The organism is Ferrimonas lipolytica (assembly GCF_012295575.1).
In the GTDB taxonomy this organism is placed as follows: Bacteria; Pseudomonadota; Gammaproteobacteria; order Enterobacterales; family Shewanellaceae; genus Ferrimonas; species Ferrimonas lipolytica.
Genome location: NZ_CP051180.1, coordinates 1,635,514 through 1,653,215, shown reverse-complemented (window position 1 = coordinate 1,653,215; position 17,702 = coordinate 1,635,514). Strand labels below are relative to the sequence as shown.

General features: G+C 49.6%; 14 protein-coding genes. 6 read left to right on the top strand and 8 right to left on the bottom strand.

Annotation, left to right across the window (positions count from 1 at the left end; translation table 11 throughout):
• Entirely contained in the window at positions 1 to 882 is an 882-nt protein-coding gene (locus HER31_RS07715) for a LysR family transcriptional regulator (RefSeq protein WP_168660031.1), read from the bottom strand.
• Positions 883 to 1,063: 181 nt separating this feature from the next.
• Between HER31_RS07715 and HER31_RS07710 the strand changes: the two genes are divergently transcribed.
• Positions 1,064 to 3,007, top strand: a complete 1,944-nt coding sequence (locus HER31_RS07710; protein WP_168660030.1) for a DNA topoisomerase III — start codon at positions 1,064 to 1,066, stop codon at positions 3,005 to 3,007.
• A gap of 8 nt (positions 3,008 to 3,015) precedes the next feature.
• Here HER31_RS07710 and HER31_RS07705 read toward each other — a convergent pair whose 3' ends face one another.
• Entirely contained in the window at positions 3,016 to 4,923 is a 1,908-nt protein-coding gene (locus HER31_RS07705) for a PAS domain S-box protein (protein ID WP_168660029.1), read from the bottom strand.
• 390 nt (positions 4,924 to 5,313) lie between these two features.
• Here HER31_RS07705 and HER31_RS07700 point away from each other — a divergent pair, with 390 nt between their 5' ends.
• Positions 5,314 to 6,147, top strand: coding sequence for an SPRY domain-containing protein (locus HER31_RS07700; protein WP_168660028.1), 834 nt, complete (start codon positions 5,314 to 5,316; stop codon positions 6,145 to 6,147).
• 298 nt (positions 6,148 to 6,445) lie between these two features.
• On the opposite strand, the gene HER31_RS07695 is transcribed toward HER31_RS07700, so the two are convergent.
• Both HER31_RS07695 and pdxY read right to left on the bottom strand, forming a co-directional pair.
• Complete coding sequence (locus HER31_RS07695) at positions 6,446 to 7,948, bottom strand: hypothetical protein (RefSeq protein WP_168660027.1); 1,503 nt, start codon at positions 7,946 to 7,948, stop codon at positions 6,446 to 6,448.
• Between the two features lie 44 nt (positions 7,949 to 7,992).
• Complete coding sequence (pdxY, locus tag HER31_RS07690) at positions 7,993 to 8,847, bottom strand: pyridoxal kinase PdxY (RefSeq protein ID WP_168660026.1); 855 nt, start codon at positions 8,845 to 8,847, stop codon at positions 7,993 to 7,995.
• A gap of 232 nt (positions 8,848 to 9,079) precedes the next feature.
• On the opposite strand from pdxY, the gene HER31_RS07685 reads away from it, so the two are divergent.
• Complete coding sequence (locus HER31_RS07685) at positions 9,080 to 9,511, top strand: BamJ family beta-barrel-assembly machinery protein (protein ID WP_202983636.1); 432 nt, start codon at positions 9,080 to 9,082, stop codon at positions 9,509 to 9,511.
• 348 nt (positions 9,512 to 9,859) lie between these two features.
• Here HER31_RS07685 and HER31_RS07680 read toward each other — a convergent pair whose 3' ends face one another.
• From HER31_RS07680 to HER31_RS07670, 3 genes are all read right to left on the bottom strand, one after another.
• Positions 9,860 to 10,252 carry a MerC domain-containing protein gene (locus HER31_RS07680; RefSeq protein WP_168660024.1) on the bottom strand — a complete coding sequence of 131 codons (393 nt, stop codon included), beginning with the start codon at positions 10,250 to 10,252 and terminating at the stop codon, positions 9,860 to 9,862.
• A gap of 67 nt (positions 10,253 to 10,319) precedes the next feature.
• The gene (locus tag HER31_RS07675; RefSeq protein ID WP_168660023.1) at positions 10,320 to 10,730 is read right to left on the bottom strand and encodes a hypothetical protein; all 411 of its coding nucleotides are present in this window, start codon (positions 10,728 to 10,730) and stop codon (positions 10,320 to 10,322) included.
• Between the two features lie 650 nt (positions 10,731 to 11,380).
• Positions 11,381 to 12,856, bottom strand: coding sequence for a methyl-accepting chemotaxis protein (locus HER31_RS07670; protein ID WP_168660022.1), 1,476 nt, complete (start codon positions 12,854 to 12,856; stop codon positions 11,381 to 11,383).
• A gap of 302 nt (positions 12,857 to 13,158) precedes the next feature.
• Here HER31_RS07670 and pheS point away from each other — a divergent pair, with 302 nt between their 5' ends.
• From pheS to HER31_RS07655, 3 genes are read left to right on the top strand one after another with little or no spacing between them, the layout of a single operon-like run.
• The gene (gene pheS, locus HER31_RS07665; protein WP_168660021.1) at positions 13,159 to 14,142 is read left to right on the top strand and encodes a phenylalanine--tRNA ligase subunit alpha; all 984 of its coding nucleotides are present in this window, start codon (positions 13,159 to 13,161) and stop codon (positions 14,140 to 14,142) included.
• Positions 14,143 to 14,156: 14 nt separating this feature from the next.
• Entirely contained in the window at positions 14,157 to 16,544 is a 2,388-nt protein-coding gene (gene pheT / locus HER31_RS07660) for a phenylalanine--tRNA ligase subunit beta (RefSeq protein ID WP_168660020.1), read from the top strand.
• A gap of 2 nt (positions 16,545 to 16,546) precedes the next feature.
• A complete protein-coding gene (locus HER31_RS07655) occupies positions 16,547 to 16,849 on the top strand; it encodes an integration host factor subunit alpha (RefSeq protein ID WP_168660019.1) in 303 nt (100 codons plus the stop codon).
• Between the two features lie 47 nt (positions 16,850 to 16,896).
• Here the strand turns inward: HER31_RS07655 and HER31_RS07650 are convergent, their stop codons facing one another.
• Positions 16,897 to 17,652: a hypothetical protein gene (locus HER31_RS07650; protein ID WP_168660018.1), complete on the bottom strand. Its 756-nt coding sequence runs from the start codon at positions 17,650 to 17,652 to the stop codon at positions 16,897 to 16,899.
• Between the last annotated feature and the right edge of the window lie 50 nt (positions 17,653 to 17,702).

Sequence of the window (17,702 nt, the reverse complement as noted above, 5' to 3'; positions counted from 1 at the left end):
CTACAGTTCCCCATTAAGCGCGGTAGCAAATTGCTGCTGCAGCAGTTCGATTCGACTAGGGCTTACTTGATAGCGCCGTTTTACCAAATAGATTTGTTCCTCAACAGGGTTTGGGAGGGTCCAGATGGTGATTTTATCTTGCCTAGAAAATGCGTTGGTGGCGTGCAGCGGCAACACCGTAAAACCCAACCCTAACGCTACCGGCTCTAACAGCAACCCAATCTGGTTGGAAAAACCACGGCGGGGAAACTGTTCAATCTGTTCAAATTGAGGGTAGTTGGCACCAAGTAGCATGGTGGTGTGGTGGCGACCATCCGGATGATCGATATAACCAAGCGACATTAGCGATTTCCAACTTACGTCAGTAATGGCTGGCGGAGTTACCAAACACAGCGGTTCACTTGCAAACTGGTGATAGTGCAACTCCGGCAACTCGGTTATACGAGTCATAAGGCCGATATCGAGCTGACGTTCAGCCATCATCCGTTCGATGCCGTCGTTAGGTGCAAATTGATATTCGATTTGCAACTGTGGATAGTGCCGCTGCAGCTCAAGCCCAACTGGATAGAGCTTTAAGCCTACGCTGCCCGGCGAAGCGATGCGGCATCGACCTATATGGGGATCATCTTGTCCTAGCTGGTATTCGAGCTGCGCTAGCTCAATCAGGCTTTGTCGAGCTTGGCGATAGACCTGATGACCCGCCTCCGTTAAGGTAAATTTCTTGCCTTCACGCAGTAGTAACGGCTGTTGAAAATGTTGCTCTAGCTTGCGGATCTGCTGGCTCACCCCAGGTTGAGTCATCGCTAGCTTTTCTGCGGTTCTAGTGAAGTGGCGAGTTTCGACTAGAGTGCAGAAGGTTTGGAGCCAGTCTAAGTTAACCATAATATTATGTTATAAAAATGCGCAATGCTGATAACTATACCACTGGATATAGGGTTGATGCGGCATTGGTTACCGGTTTTGATCACGATTTAACACCTATCTGTGTTTTTATACAGTGTTTTGTTGCTGGCGCCGTTAATGCTGGGTAATCTAATACCAACCTATTTTAATCTGCGTAGCTATGAACCGTCTTATCATTGCCGAAAAACCGAGTCTTGGCCGTGCTATTGCTGCGGTTTTGGCTAAGCCCCACAAAAATCAAAATGGTTATATCGAGGTTGGTAATGGCGATTGCGTCACCTGGTGTGTCGGGCATTTGTTGGAGCAGTTGCAGCCTGATGAGTACGACCAGCGCTTTAAACAATGGCGTTTGCAAGATCTGCCGATAGAGATTGAACAGTGGCAACTTAAGCCACGACAGGGCATGAGTAAGCAGATCAGCGTAGTACGTAAACTACTCAAAAACGCTAAGCAGATTGTTCACGCCGGAGATCCAGATCGAGAGGGGCAACTGCTGGTCGATGAGCTGCTCGACTACCTAAAACTTAGTAAGACTCGTAAGCAACAGGTTCAACGGTTACTGATTAGCGATCTCAACCCGAGCGCGGTAACTAAAGCGCTTGGCCAGCTCAAACCCAATAGTGACTTTGTTGCGCTATCGATATCCGCGTTAGCACGTTCTCGAGCCGATTGGTTGTATGGCATGAATATGTCACGAGCCTATACATTATTGGGCCAGCAAGCCGGTTATGGTGGAGTATTATCGGTAGGGCGGGTACAGACGCCGGTATTGGGATTGGTGGTGCGCCGAGACCAGCAGATTGCCCAGTTTGTGGCTAAACCCTTTTATCAGCTCGATGCCATTATCCCTCATGATGGCAATACCATACGAGCACGCTGGCAACCCAGTGATGCCTGCGAGCAGTGGGTAGATGAAGATGGGCGCTTGCTGGCTAGAAAGCTGGCGGAACACGTTGCTGGCCGAATTGCACAACAACCGGCGCTTGTCAGTTCAGCGGTGCATAAGCAGACCAAACAAACTGCGCCGTTACCTTATTCGTTATCGGCGTTACAAATTGATGCCTCGAAGCGATTCGGGTTGTCTGCCCAACAGGTGTTGTCGGCCGCGCAAAAACTCTATGAACAGCACAAGCTGATCACCTATCCACGTTCCGATTGTCGCTATTTACCCAAGGGACACTTGGGTGACGTTAGCAAGATTATGACGGCGATATCGACCAACGACGACTTCTTGCAAGACGCGGTTAGCGGTGCTGATCAAAGCCTGCGCTCTCGTTGTTGGAACGATGGCAAGGTAACGGCCCATCACGCTATTATCCCAACACCTAAGGCGGCAGGTTCCAGTCGACTTGGTATCGATGAAGCCAAGGTCTACCAGCTTATTGCTCGCCAATATCTGATTCAATTTTATCCACCGGCGCAGTACAGCGAGGGTGAACTGAAGTTCGAGATCGCTGGCGGTTTGTTTGTCGCCAAGGGTAAGCAGTTGTTGAAGCCCGGGTGGAAGGCGTTATTACCGACACCGAAAGATAAAGTGCCAGATTACCTGCCTAAACTGAGCCAAGGCGAAGTTTTGACCTGTGCCGAAGGGCAGATCAAAGACTGCATGACTGAGCCGCCAAAAGCCTTTACCGAGGCGACATTACTACAAGCGATGACAGGTATTGCACGCTTCGTTAAAGACAGTTCACTCAAAAATATCTTGCGGGAAACTGATGGCTTGGGCACTGAAGCAACGCGAGCGGGGATCATTGAGTTGCTATTTAAACGGTCATTCTTGCAGCGGCGAGGTAAAGCCATCAATGCAACAGCCGCAGGCACGGCTCTAATAACCGCCTTACCAGAGAGTGCGAGCTACCCAGATATGACAGCCCAGTGGGAGCATCAACTACAACGAATGGCTGAAAGACAAATGCCATACCAGCCGTTTATGGTTGGTCTATCAAGCAGTATTAACGACATTATTACACGGGTAAAAAGCGAACCCGCACCAGCCTGTTTAGCGGGGTTGCCTGCGGTGGCAAAGCGACGCTTCAAGAGTAAGTCAACTAAGCGAAGCAGCGCTAAAACCGCGCCTAAACGAATCAGTAAAAGCGCCAGTTAAAGCGAGTTTCAAGCACGGTCGGCACGAGCAGAAAAAGACCCATGTTTAGTGGTTTGTACTCCCTGTCGCTTTTCACTTATGGAGGTTATCCGCTCCAAAACCCTAGCTACTTGGATCAATAATAATGGTTGCTCTGACTGCATGTTTTGTAGCGGCATTATGGTAATTCTAAGCCAGATAATTTCGCCGTTACGATGGGACAGTGCCGCAGTCTTGGCGTTTATGCACTCTCCAGTGAGGCACTGTTGTTTGGTGGCCTGACGGAAGTTAGCTGGCACCAAATCGATCAGGTTGGTATTGATGAGATCTTGCGAGCGGTAGCCTAAGGTTTTTGCCAACGCCGGTGAAATTGCCACGATTCGTTGCTCACTATCCATCATGGCGAAGCGCATCTTTTTAACCGGATGGATGTCGACTAGGCCATCACTGGCCGTAACCGGTTCGATAGCGGTGGAAATTGGTTTAAATATGCCGGTGAGGCAGTAGTTACCTCCCAGCTGTTGCTCAGTAAGGGTTAGGTTAACCAATACGGTGGAGTTATCCGCTTTGCGTAAACGAACATTGGAGTCGCGTTGATTGTTAACGGAAAATGGCCTAAATGGGTCGTTAAATTGCGTTTTGGGGTCGCTATTCTCAAGCTCAGTTAATTCGCTAATGTGGCGATTGAGCAGTTGCTGGTCAGGATAGCCAAGAAGCTGATGACCAGTGAGATTCAAGCTACGAATGGTACCAGCGTGATCAACTTGAATGATGGCAACTTCGGTTAACTTAGACAGGGCATCGAGGCGATGTTCGGCATTACTGGCTTTGATCTGCTCTAACCGCAATGACTGCTGCTGTCGTACCGACTCGGTGACGTCGATACTGCAGCCAACTAATGTTTGCGAGCGCATATCATCACAACTGAAACTGGCACTGCATTTGATGTGACGCATCTCGTTGGTGTTATTGATTACTCTTGCGACAAATTCCATCGCCCTATGGTTACGTTGTAATCTATCAAACTGAGATTTTATCTGGGTCAGATCCTCTGGGTGGATGCGCGCTAATAGATCGTGAACGTGTAGATGTGTTGGCATATCTACTAAGCCGATATTAGCCAACACAGTTCGGTCGATTGAGAAATCGCCATTGTTGATGTCGATCTGCCAGTTATAACTCGGTTGCAATTGATGGGATAGTTGCCGCTGTTGGTGCTCTTCAGCCAGTCGTTGCTGCCGCTGCTGCAGTCGCTGTGTCGACCGTTGCAATGCCTCGAATTCGGCATTAATTAGCCGGGTCAGTGCAGTTAACAACGACGAGGTGTATTGGCTTGGTAATTGTCGTACCGTGCCACGATTGCTACACCACGCTGGCTCGGTCAATAACTGCTTAAGAGGGTCAATAAACAGTAATCGTTGTCTTAAAGTGAGAAATCCAACCAACAGCAACAATGCCAATACCACATAAAGAAATACCCCTAATACGTGTTGTGAGATGGTTTGATGCAGTTCGCTGCTATCGAAGCCGATGATGATAATGCCATAGGCGGGCTTACCGTTTACCTGCTGCGGCAGCTCAATTCGACTCGAGCTTAGGACAATATTTTCATCTACCATATCGATAGATTGAAATTCGGGGTGACGTTGTTGTTTTCGCTCTAGTCGATTAATGGCTTGGTGTACCCTCGCGGAGTAATTATGGGTACCGTGGCTGTAATTGGCCAGTTGACTGAGGTTGTGTTCCAACCGCATCTGCAAAAATTTGATACGAGGGTAGAATGCCAGCGCCCCTAACTGCTCAATGCGCTCCTCGTTAGTTCGTGCAGATTGATGGCTCAGAAGCCGATGCCAATGTTGGCTAAGGGTATTGGATTGCTGGGCAGCCAATTGGTGCACCGAGTACTTGCCACCCCAGTAGAGCACTACAAGGGTCACCGCAACGATAGACCATGCCCAAAATGCATTTCGGTTTCTTACGAAATTAATTAGCCTCAGCTTGAGTGTCACGGATGTCGCCTCCAATGTATTACCTAGCCGAATACCCCCATAGGAGTTGCTACCGCTGTTGAATCTTTTGCGCTGCTCACGGCGTGAATAATTAAATTTGTTGCGAGTTTGTTAATTTTAACTTTACGGTGAGATTAAGCTGATGCCAATGGTTTTTGTTAATTGCGGGATAATTTTTTAGAATGAACACAGTGGTTTAATAGTGTTAACTGGATAGCGTAGGGTTTGCTGGCGCTACTTCTAACCCAATTCAACTGCGATTCTGACAACACCAGCGAGTTACTCTGCTTGGTATTACGCTGACAACGGGAAGCGACAATGAGCAAAATGATTTCCACATCGGCATTAGCCAAACAGATGAATGTCACCAGCAAGGTGCTATTCAGCCGATTTGAGCGGGCGGGTTATTTGGTTCGATGCGATAATCAATGGGTACTTACGGCATTAGGCTTGAGTGCTGGCGGTGAAACCACCTTACATGAGAAATATGGCCGTTACGTAGTTTGGCCTGAAACCCTGTTGTTGGCGGAACCGGCTGAACTGCAGTCTGCACGAGATCTAGCGCAATCACTGTCAGTATCGGAGTATGAATTACGGCAATTGTTATTGCAGTTAGGCTGGCTGCAGCAGGGAGCGGGTGGGTTGGTGCTAACCCCAGAAGGGCGGCGAAATGGCGCCGGCCAGCGGTTGTTTGCTAGTGGGCCGGTAAGTTATTGGCCGGTAGATATCGACAAACACGGCTCACTAAAACGAGTACTGAATACCTATCTTGGTCTGGATGCTGAAGCCAACTCGACCCATAAGTCGGTTAAAGCGTTTCAGCATCGCTTCAATAGCCGTTACCGCACCATGAGTGGTCATTGGGTTGCTAATTTAGCCCATTTGAAGTTAGCCAATTGGTTCTACTTACACGAGATCAACTTCGCCTTTGAGCAACCGTGGCCTGAGTCGCCGCAGCTGATATCTGATTTCTTTATCCCGTCGTTGGCGCTCTATATCGAGGTTCTTGATAGCGATAATCAAGAACAACAACAGCGTTTGGCTCAGTTCCAACAGCATCAACATCAATACTTAGTTTTGTCTGAGGATGAGATCAGTGCCGGTAGTGCTCAGTTGATGCCCAAGCTACGCGCGATGGGACTGACGTTTTAACGCTAATAATAGGCTGTGTACCAATTAAGGGTTGATCTTGCCAATGCAGTTAAAGCAGCGGCTAGGCGAGTTTTGATACAAGGGGAAGCACTACCGCCGTTGTTATTTTGCCGCATTGGAGCAGTCCAGCGAAGCGTTTGGGACTGCGACCTAAGGCAAGGGGGATTCCAAAGGGGTGGCATACAAGAATGTGCCGTCGCCACCGCGACATCGTCCCCTAAAAACAACGAAATCGGTGAAGCCGAAGGCTAAGATAAACTAGCTAACTACGACACAGCCTAATAATAGCCTGAACGATTTACGGTGCGGCAACCGAACCAAATTCGACCTCTAGGTTGCGGTAGCTGCACCAAGCTTGCCCTTGTTGGTGGCTAAACTGTGTCGCTGCCCCCACGTTGAGCAACACACCAATGGTTTTGTCCTTAGTCGCTATGTGCCCCAACCCTTGACTAGCAAGGCTGTGGCAGAGCTGTTGTGTTAACCCGTGAAAGCCAGCGCTGTTGTGGGTCAGATGGTTAAATATCACCTCCTCGTTGGAACGAGGCTCGGGATCGGGGTTGGCCAACGAAATGACTAGCGGTGCGAGCGTGGCGCTATCGTTAGTTTGAATGTAATGGCTGCTAAATCGTGCGCTGTCACCTGGATGGCGTTGCCCCAACCACACCCCGTTATCACCGATAACTTTAATGTTGTTAGCTGAGATGAGTGCGGCAGTATCATTATCAACCCCTAGTATGAGCGCTTGTTGCGGTGGCAGTGTTGCGAGCTGCAGTTGCGTGCTTAGTAATGATACCTCGGTCGCTAACAGCCGCCACTGCGGTTGTCTGCTAGCAGTCTGCGGTTCTAACTCCCGAATCCAATCGAACAATACGTTGCTTTTGCCGATAGCCGCGATAGCTAAAGTGCTGCTGTTAAACCGTTGCGCAATTGATAGTAACTCGGGTGTTGGTTGGCCGTCGGGTAAGAATAGGGCGTGCCGTAAACGTTGTGGATCACCATCGGCAACCACTAAGGTCGACGTGGTTTCAAGCTGTTGTAGGGTCTTTGCTGGTAAACGGCAATGACCTAGCTGGTAAGAGGCTAGCTTGCGGTATAGTCGCTGCCGGTCGACGTTGCTTTGGAACTGCTGGCGATACTGGGTTAGTGCGCTGCATCGGTTGTCGCTACGGGCGTGGATAAGACTGCCATCGAGGGGCAGCCATTGGCTCTGTGGTGGCAACATCTGCCCGTAGCGTTGGGCTGCGGCAAAGGGATCGCGCTGGGCTGCGGTAAGATAGCTTAGCTGTGCAACGTCGGCACTCAACTGGTTAATGCTATTAAGGATGCTAACCGCGCCAGCGACAGTCGATGACTCTGGCCAAAATTGAGGCAGCAATGGTGCGCCGTAACGATCGATTGGCGCTACCTCGATTAGATCGAACAGAAGTTCAACCTGCTGTGGTTGTAACTGTTGAAACCACTGCAGAATCGCAGGGTTTAGTTGAAACCAATCGAGCAGTTCGTTGTTGTTTAGTTTGTTTGGTAGCGGGGTATCGGCAAACAGCACAAGCCCTTGTTGTCGCTCAGTGGCGGAGAGCCAACTGATGTTGAGCCAGCGCTCGTTAGTGAGCCGAGCTGGGCTAAATAATCGGTGACGTTTACTTTGCTGCAATGCTAGCCGGTCAACCGAGCCTCGGTGGCAGTATTGAGGGGACAGGCTGCTGCACAACTTGAGTTCAGAGCCGATCAGCAAGGCAACCGATGCGTTGCTGCTAGAGCAGACTAAAGCCAGCAGAGATAACAAAAGGCGAAAGAGGTTCATCAAAACCCTTAGTTACGTGGCTGCTGGCTGAAGTGGAGGCAAAGCTAAACCGCTTTCGCTTCGGTAAGATAGGTTGGCGTTACTAACTCATTTTGGGCAGCAATGAGCAATAATTCACGGCTACCTTCAAGATGGGTTTGACGGAACAGACCATACATTGCCGCTGCCACATGCTCCAACGCAATTTTGAGGTCGCGACACTGCAAGTACTTGGCTAAGAACAGTGCCGAAGTGGCGTCGCCAGAGCCGTTCATCGGGGTAGGGAACTCCAAACATGGCGCCGCAACTAACCACGCTGATTCCGGCGTTACGGCCAGCATCTCGATGGTTTCTGGCGCGGCGTCGCTGCGCATCAAACTGGTGATAAGCACAATGCTTGGGCCCTTGGCGAGCAGTTGCCGTGCTGCAAAGATGGCTGAATCCAAATCGTTTATCTTGTGCCCAGTAAGGAACTCCGCTTCAAAATGGTTCGGAGTAATAATGTCAGCATGCTGAATCACATTGTCGCGAAAATGCTCTGGTACACCGGGGCGAACGAAGATGCCACGATCAGTATCGCCAATAACTGGATCACAGCAATACAGAGCGTTAGGGTTGGCGGCTTTAACTTTAGCGGCACTGGCGACAATCACATCGGCCATCTCAGGGGCACCCATGTAACCCGAGATAACGGCATCACAGGTTGGCAGAACATTGCGCTCGGCAATCCCTTCAATTACATCTGCAACGGTGTCGGGGCTAAACATCGGGCCTTTCCAGCTGCCGTGACCGGTATGGTTGGAAAACATTACCGTGTGTACAGGCCACACATTGATGCCCATACGTTGCATCGGAAAAACGGCAGAAGCGTTGCCCGCATGGCCGTAGGCAACGTGGGATTGGATCGATAAAATATTCATAACATGGCTCTTTTTTATTTTCTTCAGCATTTTTAGCAGATTTTAATACGGCGGCGTTAGTGGCTAGCTCTCCTTCAGCGCAATTTACTATCAACTGACTAATTGTTGCCCATTACAACAGTTTGGACGCTGTTGTGTTTAACAGCCATTTGCTACAGTGACGTTTTTGAATTGGCGAGAGTTTATTGTGGTTAAAATCATTGTGGCGGTTGTGATCTTGGTGTTGAGCTTGATGATGTTTCAGCGCTCACGCGCCAACAGTAAGATCGCCGTTAAAAACCTAGAGATTGGTGCCACGTTTTTAGCAGAAAATGGCGCTCGTGAAGGGGTTGTAACAACCCCTTCGGGATTACAATACGAAGTACTGACAGAAGGCAGTGGCGATCGTAAGCCAGTAGCTAGCGACAAAGTAACGGTGCACTATCACGGTACGCTGATTAACGGCACTGAGTTTGATAGTTCGGTAACCCGTAATAAACCGGCCAGCTTTAAGTTAACTCAGGTGATCAAAGGCTGGACCGAAGGGGTGCAAACAATGGTGGTAGGTCAGAAGAACCGCTTTTACATTCCAGCATCATTGGCCTACGGTAAGGGGAGTGTTGGCTCAATTGAGGCCGGCTCCACCCTAATCTTCGATGTGGAATTGCTCAGCATCGACAGCTAAGTGACCATTATCTATTAAGAACACCCCGACCCGTCGGGGTGTTTTTGCTAGTGCTGTGTCACAGTTAAGTGTTGAGGTAAATATCAAGCCTTCGGCTTTATCGATTGCGGTGCTATAGCGAAGGATGTCGCGGTGGCGACGGCACATTCTTATATGCATTAGGGGCGGGGTCTTCGCCCCCTTTGGAATCCCCCTTGCCTTAGGTCGTCGTCCCAAACGCTTCGCTGAACTGCGCTAATGTGCTAGAAGATCAACGGCGGTAGTGCTTTGCCCTTGTATCAACACTCGCCACGTAGGTGCTTTATCAGTATTAGAAAGAACAACACTTTGTTGGTACACAGCCTTTTGTTAGTGCTGGCAACCGCTCGCACGACATTGTTTGAAGTTTAAACCGTGCGCAATGACCATTAGGATACTGCCAATGATGGTCAACACGGTTTCCGCGTCATGGCCATACCAATGATGTACCCATAGGCTGGCGACGACTAAGATCGCTAGTCCGCTGAGGCCGAGGGAGAGCACGCTAAAATTGCGGTGTTTTCTGCAGCCGAGGAAGAGGGCAAGGCCACTTAGTGGTAGCACTACAAACAGGATCATCTGATGAAAATGTTGCTCTTCTAACATCACACTCGGCACGCTCAAGCCAAGCAATAACAGCGCAGGGGTCGCTAAGCAGTGAACTACACAGATTAGTGATAGACCGATAGAGGCTTGATCTAAAGCTTTTTGCTCAATGGACATAGTGAGGCCGCCGTAATTAAAGAGGCGGCATTAAATCACGGCGCCAAGATCTAAACAAGAATTATTATCAACTGCCTTGGATGAGCAATTCTTGGCATGGCTGTTTGAATTTCTGCATCAGCGGCCCGAGTTGATCGGGAGAATCTAGCATAGCCATCAAGTTGTGGTTAGCGTCGGTAACCAGTTTGGTTGTTATCGCTGCGCTGCTCTGCGCTGTTAATCGCTCTTTAAGTGCTACGGATGAAGCCGCGAGCCTATCTGCAACGGAAGCCATGCGTGCAACACCCATACGCTTAATGGTACCGGAGCTAATATCGTAATAAGCGCTGCACTGAGCAATTTGAACCATCTCGGCTGACTGTGCAGCCGTTGTCGTAGTGGTACTATCCTCGCGTTCGCTTGTGGTTGACATCGCCCAGATGGCAAAGCCTAAACCAACGGCGATGGTACCAATACTCAGCAGGGTGGTTTTATTCATGGTTCACTCCGTTAAACCGTAATGGATGTCAGTACCGATGTAACTGGTAATCGAACCCTACATTGGGTGGGTTACCATTAAATCTAGGATATTCAGGTGATTATTGGTTCAACTGAAGCAAATTAAGATGCCCTCATGTTAACGTGGTGTTGCTAAAAGGTACAGTGTGTCGATAAGTTCCACCGCAGGGGCGAATATCAGTTGCACTAAGAAGGGCTGTGTCGTAGTTAGCTGTTGAAGTTTATCTTAAGCCTTAGGCTTCACCGATTTCGGTGCTTTTAGGGGACTATGTCGCGGTGGCGACGGCACATTTTTGTATGCATTAGGGGGGGAGCTTCGCCCTCTTTGGAATCCCCCTTTGCCTTAGGTCGCCGTCAAAAACGCTTCGCTGAACTGCGCCAATGCGGCAGAAGATCAATAGCGGTAGTGCTTTACCCGTTGTATCAAAACTTGCCTAGCCGCTGCTTTAACAGCATTGGAAAGAACAACGCTTAATTGGTACACAGCCCTAAGAAGCGCTGCGGTATCAAGCAGATCAGCTGCTAGATTAACTTGGATTAGGTTAGGGCTTTACTCTAAGGCCCAGATCCCAAAAACCGCCTCAAGGGCGGTTTAGTAAGATGATTAGTAAAGTCGTCAAGTCTACGCTATTAAACTCGCAGCTTGCTTAGGCTGTCGCTGAGTGAATTAGCCGTCGCACCAACTTGTTCAGATGCTTGTTTTGAGCTCGTTGAGGCAACTTCAAGTTCGTGCGATTCATTACGGATCAGTAACAGGTTGCCAACAATCTCTTGAGCAACTGCGCTTTGCTCTTCAGCGGCAGTGGCGATCTGAGCACTCATAGAAAATACTGTCTGCGAGTGGTTGGTGATCTGGGTTAGATCGTTTCCTGCCTGGCTGACCATTTTTCGGCCGCTCTCCGCTAGATTAACGGTGTTGCGCATGATCTGCTCCAGCGAGTTCATTCCCTGTTGCAGCTCTTCGATCATCTGCTGGATCTCAACTGTCGCTTGCTGAGTGCGACCAGCCAACGAACGGACCTCATCAGCGACCACCGCAAAGCCACGACCTTGCTCGCCAGCCCGTGCTGCTTCAATGGCGGCGTTCAGTGCCAGTAGATTAGTTTGCTCTGAGATGGCATTAATTGTGGTTACAACATCATCAATACCGGCGGCGTTGGTATTAACTTGAACAACCGCATCGGAGGCGTTGTGAACGTCTGCCACTAACTTTTCGATACTGCCAATGGTGTCGCTAATCTGCTGCTGGCCGCGGGTAGCGTCAACGGTGGCTTGTTGGGTTTCTTGCGAGGTTTGCTCTGCATGGCTGGCCACCTCAGCAACGGTGGCATTCATCTGTTCCATTGCGGTGGCTAAATTGTCAATATGCTGGCGCTGCTTAACGGACAGCTCGTTGCTGTTGCCAGCATCCCCCTGCAAGGTTGTCGCGGCACGCTGTAACTCGCCAGAGACCGCTAACAGATTGGTTACAACCCGCTGTCGGGTCGCAATCAACTCATCGATGTGATTCGCCAATGGGCTGAACTCATCGCGGCCAGGGGGGAAGTTAATGCGTACAGTTAAATCATTAGCTGAACCCAGCGCCATGACCTGTGTCAGTCGTTCTACCGAGTTGCGGAAATAGCTTACTACTAAGTAACCAAACCAAGCACTGAACAACACCGTCACAGCCAGCAACAGCATCAGTTCGGTATGTTGCTTAACTACTTGATAAGGGGCAATTCGTGCGGCGTACGCATACACGTAGTGATGGGACCCAAGTGCTGCAGTGGCATGGTATTGGTTGCCCTTAACCGTAATCTCGCCATGACCGCTGCCATTATCATTTTTACTAATGCCACCGGATTTGATGCTGTTATTGAGCTGCATTATTTGTGCTGGGGAGAGTGAGTCAATTAAAGGCGTTAATGTCTCACTTAGTTGGTTAACGGTGGCGGTAAGTTGCTGCTGAGTATGGTGCTCAATAATCTCCGTTTGTTCATTGAGTAGCGTTGCAGTAAAGAACAGCAAAGCGAGTATGGGGCCAATGGAGATTACCCAGAGCTTCTGGTTAATCGAAGTTTTGATCAATAGCGAATCAAAATGGCCAAAGGGGGTGGCTGTCATAGTGTGATGTACTCAAAATTTGAGAGGTAGTCAGTGTGTCGGCACCTTAGATGTAATCTAAAGCTTCTATCGACCATTTGCGGTTAACTGTGAGTAGTTGGGTAAATTTTCTCGTCGGAGAGTAATAACTTTTTCCCAATGTGCTCAGTTGGTGAACAAAACAACTACAACTACACTTTTGTGGCACCTTATCGTGAGTTAGTACGATAACGGGCTTTTGCTCAACGCTTTGATAAAGTAGAATTTCACCCCTTTATCACGTAAGTGACGAATTTTTCAGCCGATCGGTACCGAGAATACACATGCAGCAATTAGCAGATATCGTTGCTCAGGCACTGGAAGCCATTGAAGCGACCAACGACCTGAAGGCATTGGATGAGCTTCGGGTTAACTACCTGGGTAAGAAAGGCGAGATCACCGCCTTGATGAAATCTTTGGGGCAACTGTCCGCCGAAGAACGTCCAGCAGCAGGCCAGAAAATTAACGCTGGCAAGCAACAGGTTCAACAAGCGCTAAATGCGCGTATTGAAGCGATGCAAACTGAAGCTCTGAATGCCAAATTGGCAGCAGAGTCAGTTGATGTAACGCTTCCTGGTCGCAAGTTAGCGACTGGTGGCATCCACCCAGTAAGCCGTACCATAGAACGTATTGAAGCGTTTTTTGCTGATCTTGGCTTTGAGGTTGCGGCAGGTCCAGAGATCGAAGATGGTTTCCATAACTTTGATGCGCTGAACATTCCAGCCCACCACCCAGCTCGTACTGATCACGATACCTTCTTCTTTAATCCAGATCTGATGCTGCGTACCCATACCAGTGGCGTGCAGATCCGTACTATGGAAAAGAAGCAGCCGCCAATTCGCATTATCTGCCCTGGCCGTGTGTACCGTAATGACTACGACCAAACTCACACGCCAATGTTCCATCAGGTTGAAGGCCTGTTGATCGCAGAGAAAGTGTCGTTCAGCGAGCTTAAAGGTGTGTTGTACGACTTCTTGCGTAACTTCTTTGAAGAAGACTTAGAGGTTCGCTTCCGTCCGTCTTACTTCCCATTCACTGAACCATCTGCCGAAGTAGATGTACGTCGTAAAGGCGACAAGTGGTTGGAAGTTCTGGGTTGCGGCATGGTTCACCCGAAAGTATTGGAATCCGTTGGTATCGATTCCGACAAGTACTCCGGTTTTGCTTTCGGTATGGGCGTAGAGCGTCTAACCATGTTGCGCTACGGCGTCAACGATCTGCGGGCGTTCTTCGAGAACGATCTGCGTTTCTTGAAGCAGTTCCAGTAAGAAGGGCATAGATAATGAAATTCAGTGAATCTTGGCTACGTCAGTGGGCCAATCCATCTCTGTCTACTGAAGAGCTGTCTGAGCAGATCTCCATGGCAGGTCTTGAAGTTGATGGCGTAGAACCAGTAGCGGCAGAATTTACCGGTGTGAAAATCGGTCAGGTAGTTGAATGTGGCCAACATCCAGACGCCGACAAGCTGCAAGTAACCAAAGTTGATATCGGCGCCGAAGAACTGCTCGATATCGTTTGTGGTGCGGCCAACTGTCGTCTTGGTCTTAAAGTGGCTGTGGCTACCGTTGGTGCGGTACTACCGGGCGGCTTCAAGATTAAGAAAGCAAAACTTCGTGGTCAGCCTTCTCACGGCATGCTGTGTTCGTTCACCGAGCTGGGCATCGACGTCGAGTCCGATGGCATCATGGAGCTACCAGAAGATGCAGTACTGGGTACTGATATCCGAGAATTCCTAGATCTTGATGACAACATCATCGAGGTTGACCTAACTCCGAACCGCGCCGATTGCTTAGGCTTAAATGGCTTGGCTCGTGAAGTAGGTGTACTTAACCGCATCGCCGTTAACGAAGCAGTAATCGAAACCGTTGCTACCACTATTGACGCTGCTCATGGCATCAATGTTACCGCACCGGAGCATTGCCCTCGTTACTTAGCCCGTGTGATTAACAACGTCAATGTTAAAGCAGCAACTCCGTTGTGGATGCAAGAGCGTCTGCGTCGTAGTGGCATTCGCTCAATCGACCCAGTGGTAGATATCACCGCATACGTGATGTTAGAGCTGGGTCAACCACTGCACGCGTTCGATCGCAGCAAGCTGGCGGGTGATATTCAAGTTCGTCTGGCTAATGGTGAAGAAAAGCTGACACTACTGGACGGCAACGAGATCACTCCACGCACCGACACGCTGTTGATCGCTGATGATAACGGCCCTTTGGCATTGGCAGGGATCTTCGGTGGTGAACACTCAGGTGTTACTACTGAAACTACCGAAGTACTGCTGGAGTGTGCCTTCTTCAACCCGTTGTCTATCATCGGCAAAGCACGCTCTTACGGTTTGCACACCGATGCATCGCACCGTTTTGAGCGTGGCGTAGACTCGCTTTTGCAAACCAAAGCGATGGAGCGTGCAACCGCACTGTTGGTTGAAATATGTGGTGGCGAAGTTGGTCCGGTTGTCGAAACAGCATCTGCTGCGCACCTGCCAAAGCAAGCGACCATCACCCTGCGTCGCGAAAAGCTTGATAACCTGCTTGGCCACGTGATTAGCGATGAAGACGTAGAGCAGATCCTGACTCGTCTGGGCTGCAACATCAGCGCAGTTAATGGCGGCTGGCAAGCGATTGCCCCAAGCTGGCGTTTCGACATGGAGATCGAGCAAGACTTGATTGAAGAGGTAGCGCGTATCTACGGCTACAACAACATCCCTAATTTGGCACCTGTGGCGCAGTTGCAAATGACCGATCACCGCGAGGCCTCGCTGCCAGTAGCACGGGTACGCAGCCTAATGGTTGATCGTGGTTTCCAAGAAGCCATCACTTATAGCTTCGTTGATCCTAAGCTGCAAGAACGGCTGCATCCGGGTCAAGACGCGTTGATTCTCCCAAATCCAATCAGCTCTGAAATGTCCGCCATGCGCGTATCACTTTGGACTGGATTACTGGGCGCCGTAGCACACAACCAAGCTCGTCAGCAGGGGCGCGTTCGCTTCTTCGAATCTGGCTTGCGTTTTATCCCTGATGAAGCTGCTGAAAATGGCATGCGTCAAGAGCCTCGCTTAGCGGCTGTTATCGCTGGTACTACCGGTGAAGAGCACTGGGACATGACAGCCAATAGCGTAGACTTTTTTGATCTTAAAGGTGATCTAGAAGCGGTTATGGGCCTAACCAACGATAGCCACAAGTTCTCGTTCCGTAAGGCTAACCATCCAGCTCTGCACCCAGGTCAAACCGCTGAAATCATGATGGGCGATGAAGTAATCGGCTTGATTGGCGCTATCCACCCACAACACGAGAAGAAGCTTGGCCTGAATGGTCGAACGGTTGTGTTTGAGGTGTCGTTAGCTGCCATCACCGAGCGTCGTCTGCCTAAAGCCGTTGCTGTTTCTAAGTTTCCTGCGAATCGCCGTGATATCGCTGTTGTCGTTGATGACAACATCGGTGCAGGAGATGTAGAGAAATTGATAAGAAAAGTTGGCGGAAATCAGTTAGTTGGCGTAAACTTGTTCGACGTATATACTGGTAAAGGTGTTGCGGATGGTCAGAAGAGTTTGGCTATCGCGCTGACACTGCAATCGGTTGACCGCACTCTTGAAGAGAAAGAGATTGCTGATATCGTCGATAATGTTGTCGCATCACTGCAATCAGAATTCAACGCACAGTTGAGGGACTGAATATGGCACTGACCAAAGCCGATATGGCAGAACTCCTTATTGAGGAGTTAAAACTGCACAAACGTGACGCTAAAGACTTGGTGGAGGCCTATTTTGAGGAGATCCGCTTAGCCTTGGAGTCAGGTGAGCAGGTAAAACTGTCGGGTTTTGGGAACTTCGATCTTAGGGAAAAGACAGAAAGACCCGGACGGAATCCAAAAACGGGCGAAGATATTCCAATTTCCGCTCGCCGGGTTGTGACTTTCCGACCAGGGCAAAAGTTAAAAGCCCGGATTGAAGAGTCAGCACAGCTTCACGGTGAATAAATGAAAACGCCGCCCAACTTGGGCGGCGTTTTTTTTAGTTGTCCAACCTACTTAGTCGGCTTCATCGACATCTCGGCATTGTGTCGGTAGATGGTCGATTCACTATGCTTAAAATGCTTCGACCAGCGCTGCATTAGAGCCTTTGCCTCATCCTCCGAGTCCATCTGCTTGGCTAAGCGTTCTGCGAAACTTGGCTCCGGTTGTTTCATGTCCGCCCAATTAGTGTACGGGAACACCAACGTTAGCTCTGTCGGGCCACCAATGGTCCAACGCCAAGCCCAGTGCTCATCCCACTCCATCGCCTTGGCTGCATCACTAATGGCCTTCATATCTTTACCAATCTCACTGCCATGGCCCTGCTTGGGGTAGAGCGACACTACTTCAAAGTAACGATAGTCTGGTGCATCTTCTGGCCAGTGTGAATTTTCCGCATCAAGCTCAGATAGGTAGTGCGATACCTTACCAACCAGCTGGTTGACGTTAGTCTGCCAATGCTCGCCGGTTTTAGCGTTTCCGGCCCAATCGCGGTAGCTGTCCATGTCGGCCCAACTAAAGCAACAAGCTCGAACGATATAGTGATCAAGATCAGCACCTACTGCAGGGGTGAATACTTGCCAAGAGCGAGGATCATTTTGTTTCTCTCGAAAGGCGACGTGTTGTTTAAATGCCTTTTCAAACTCTGTCCGTTTTCCCTCTTTAGGCGTGATAACCCACATGTCAGCAAGATCGTTAGCCCAGGCGTGGCTGCCAATTGCTAATACACTCAAGCACATTGCCACTACGTATTGTTGAATTCGACGCATCTCATCCTCCTCAGGATTGTGAAAGCGAGGCAAGTGTGGCAAAACGGTTA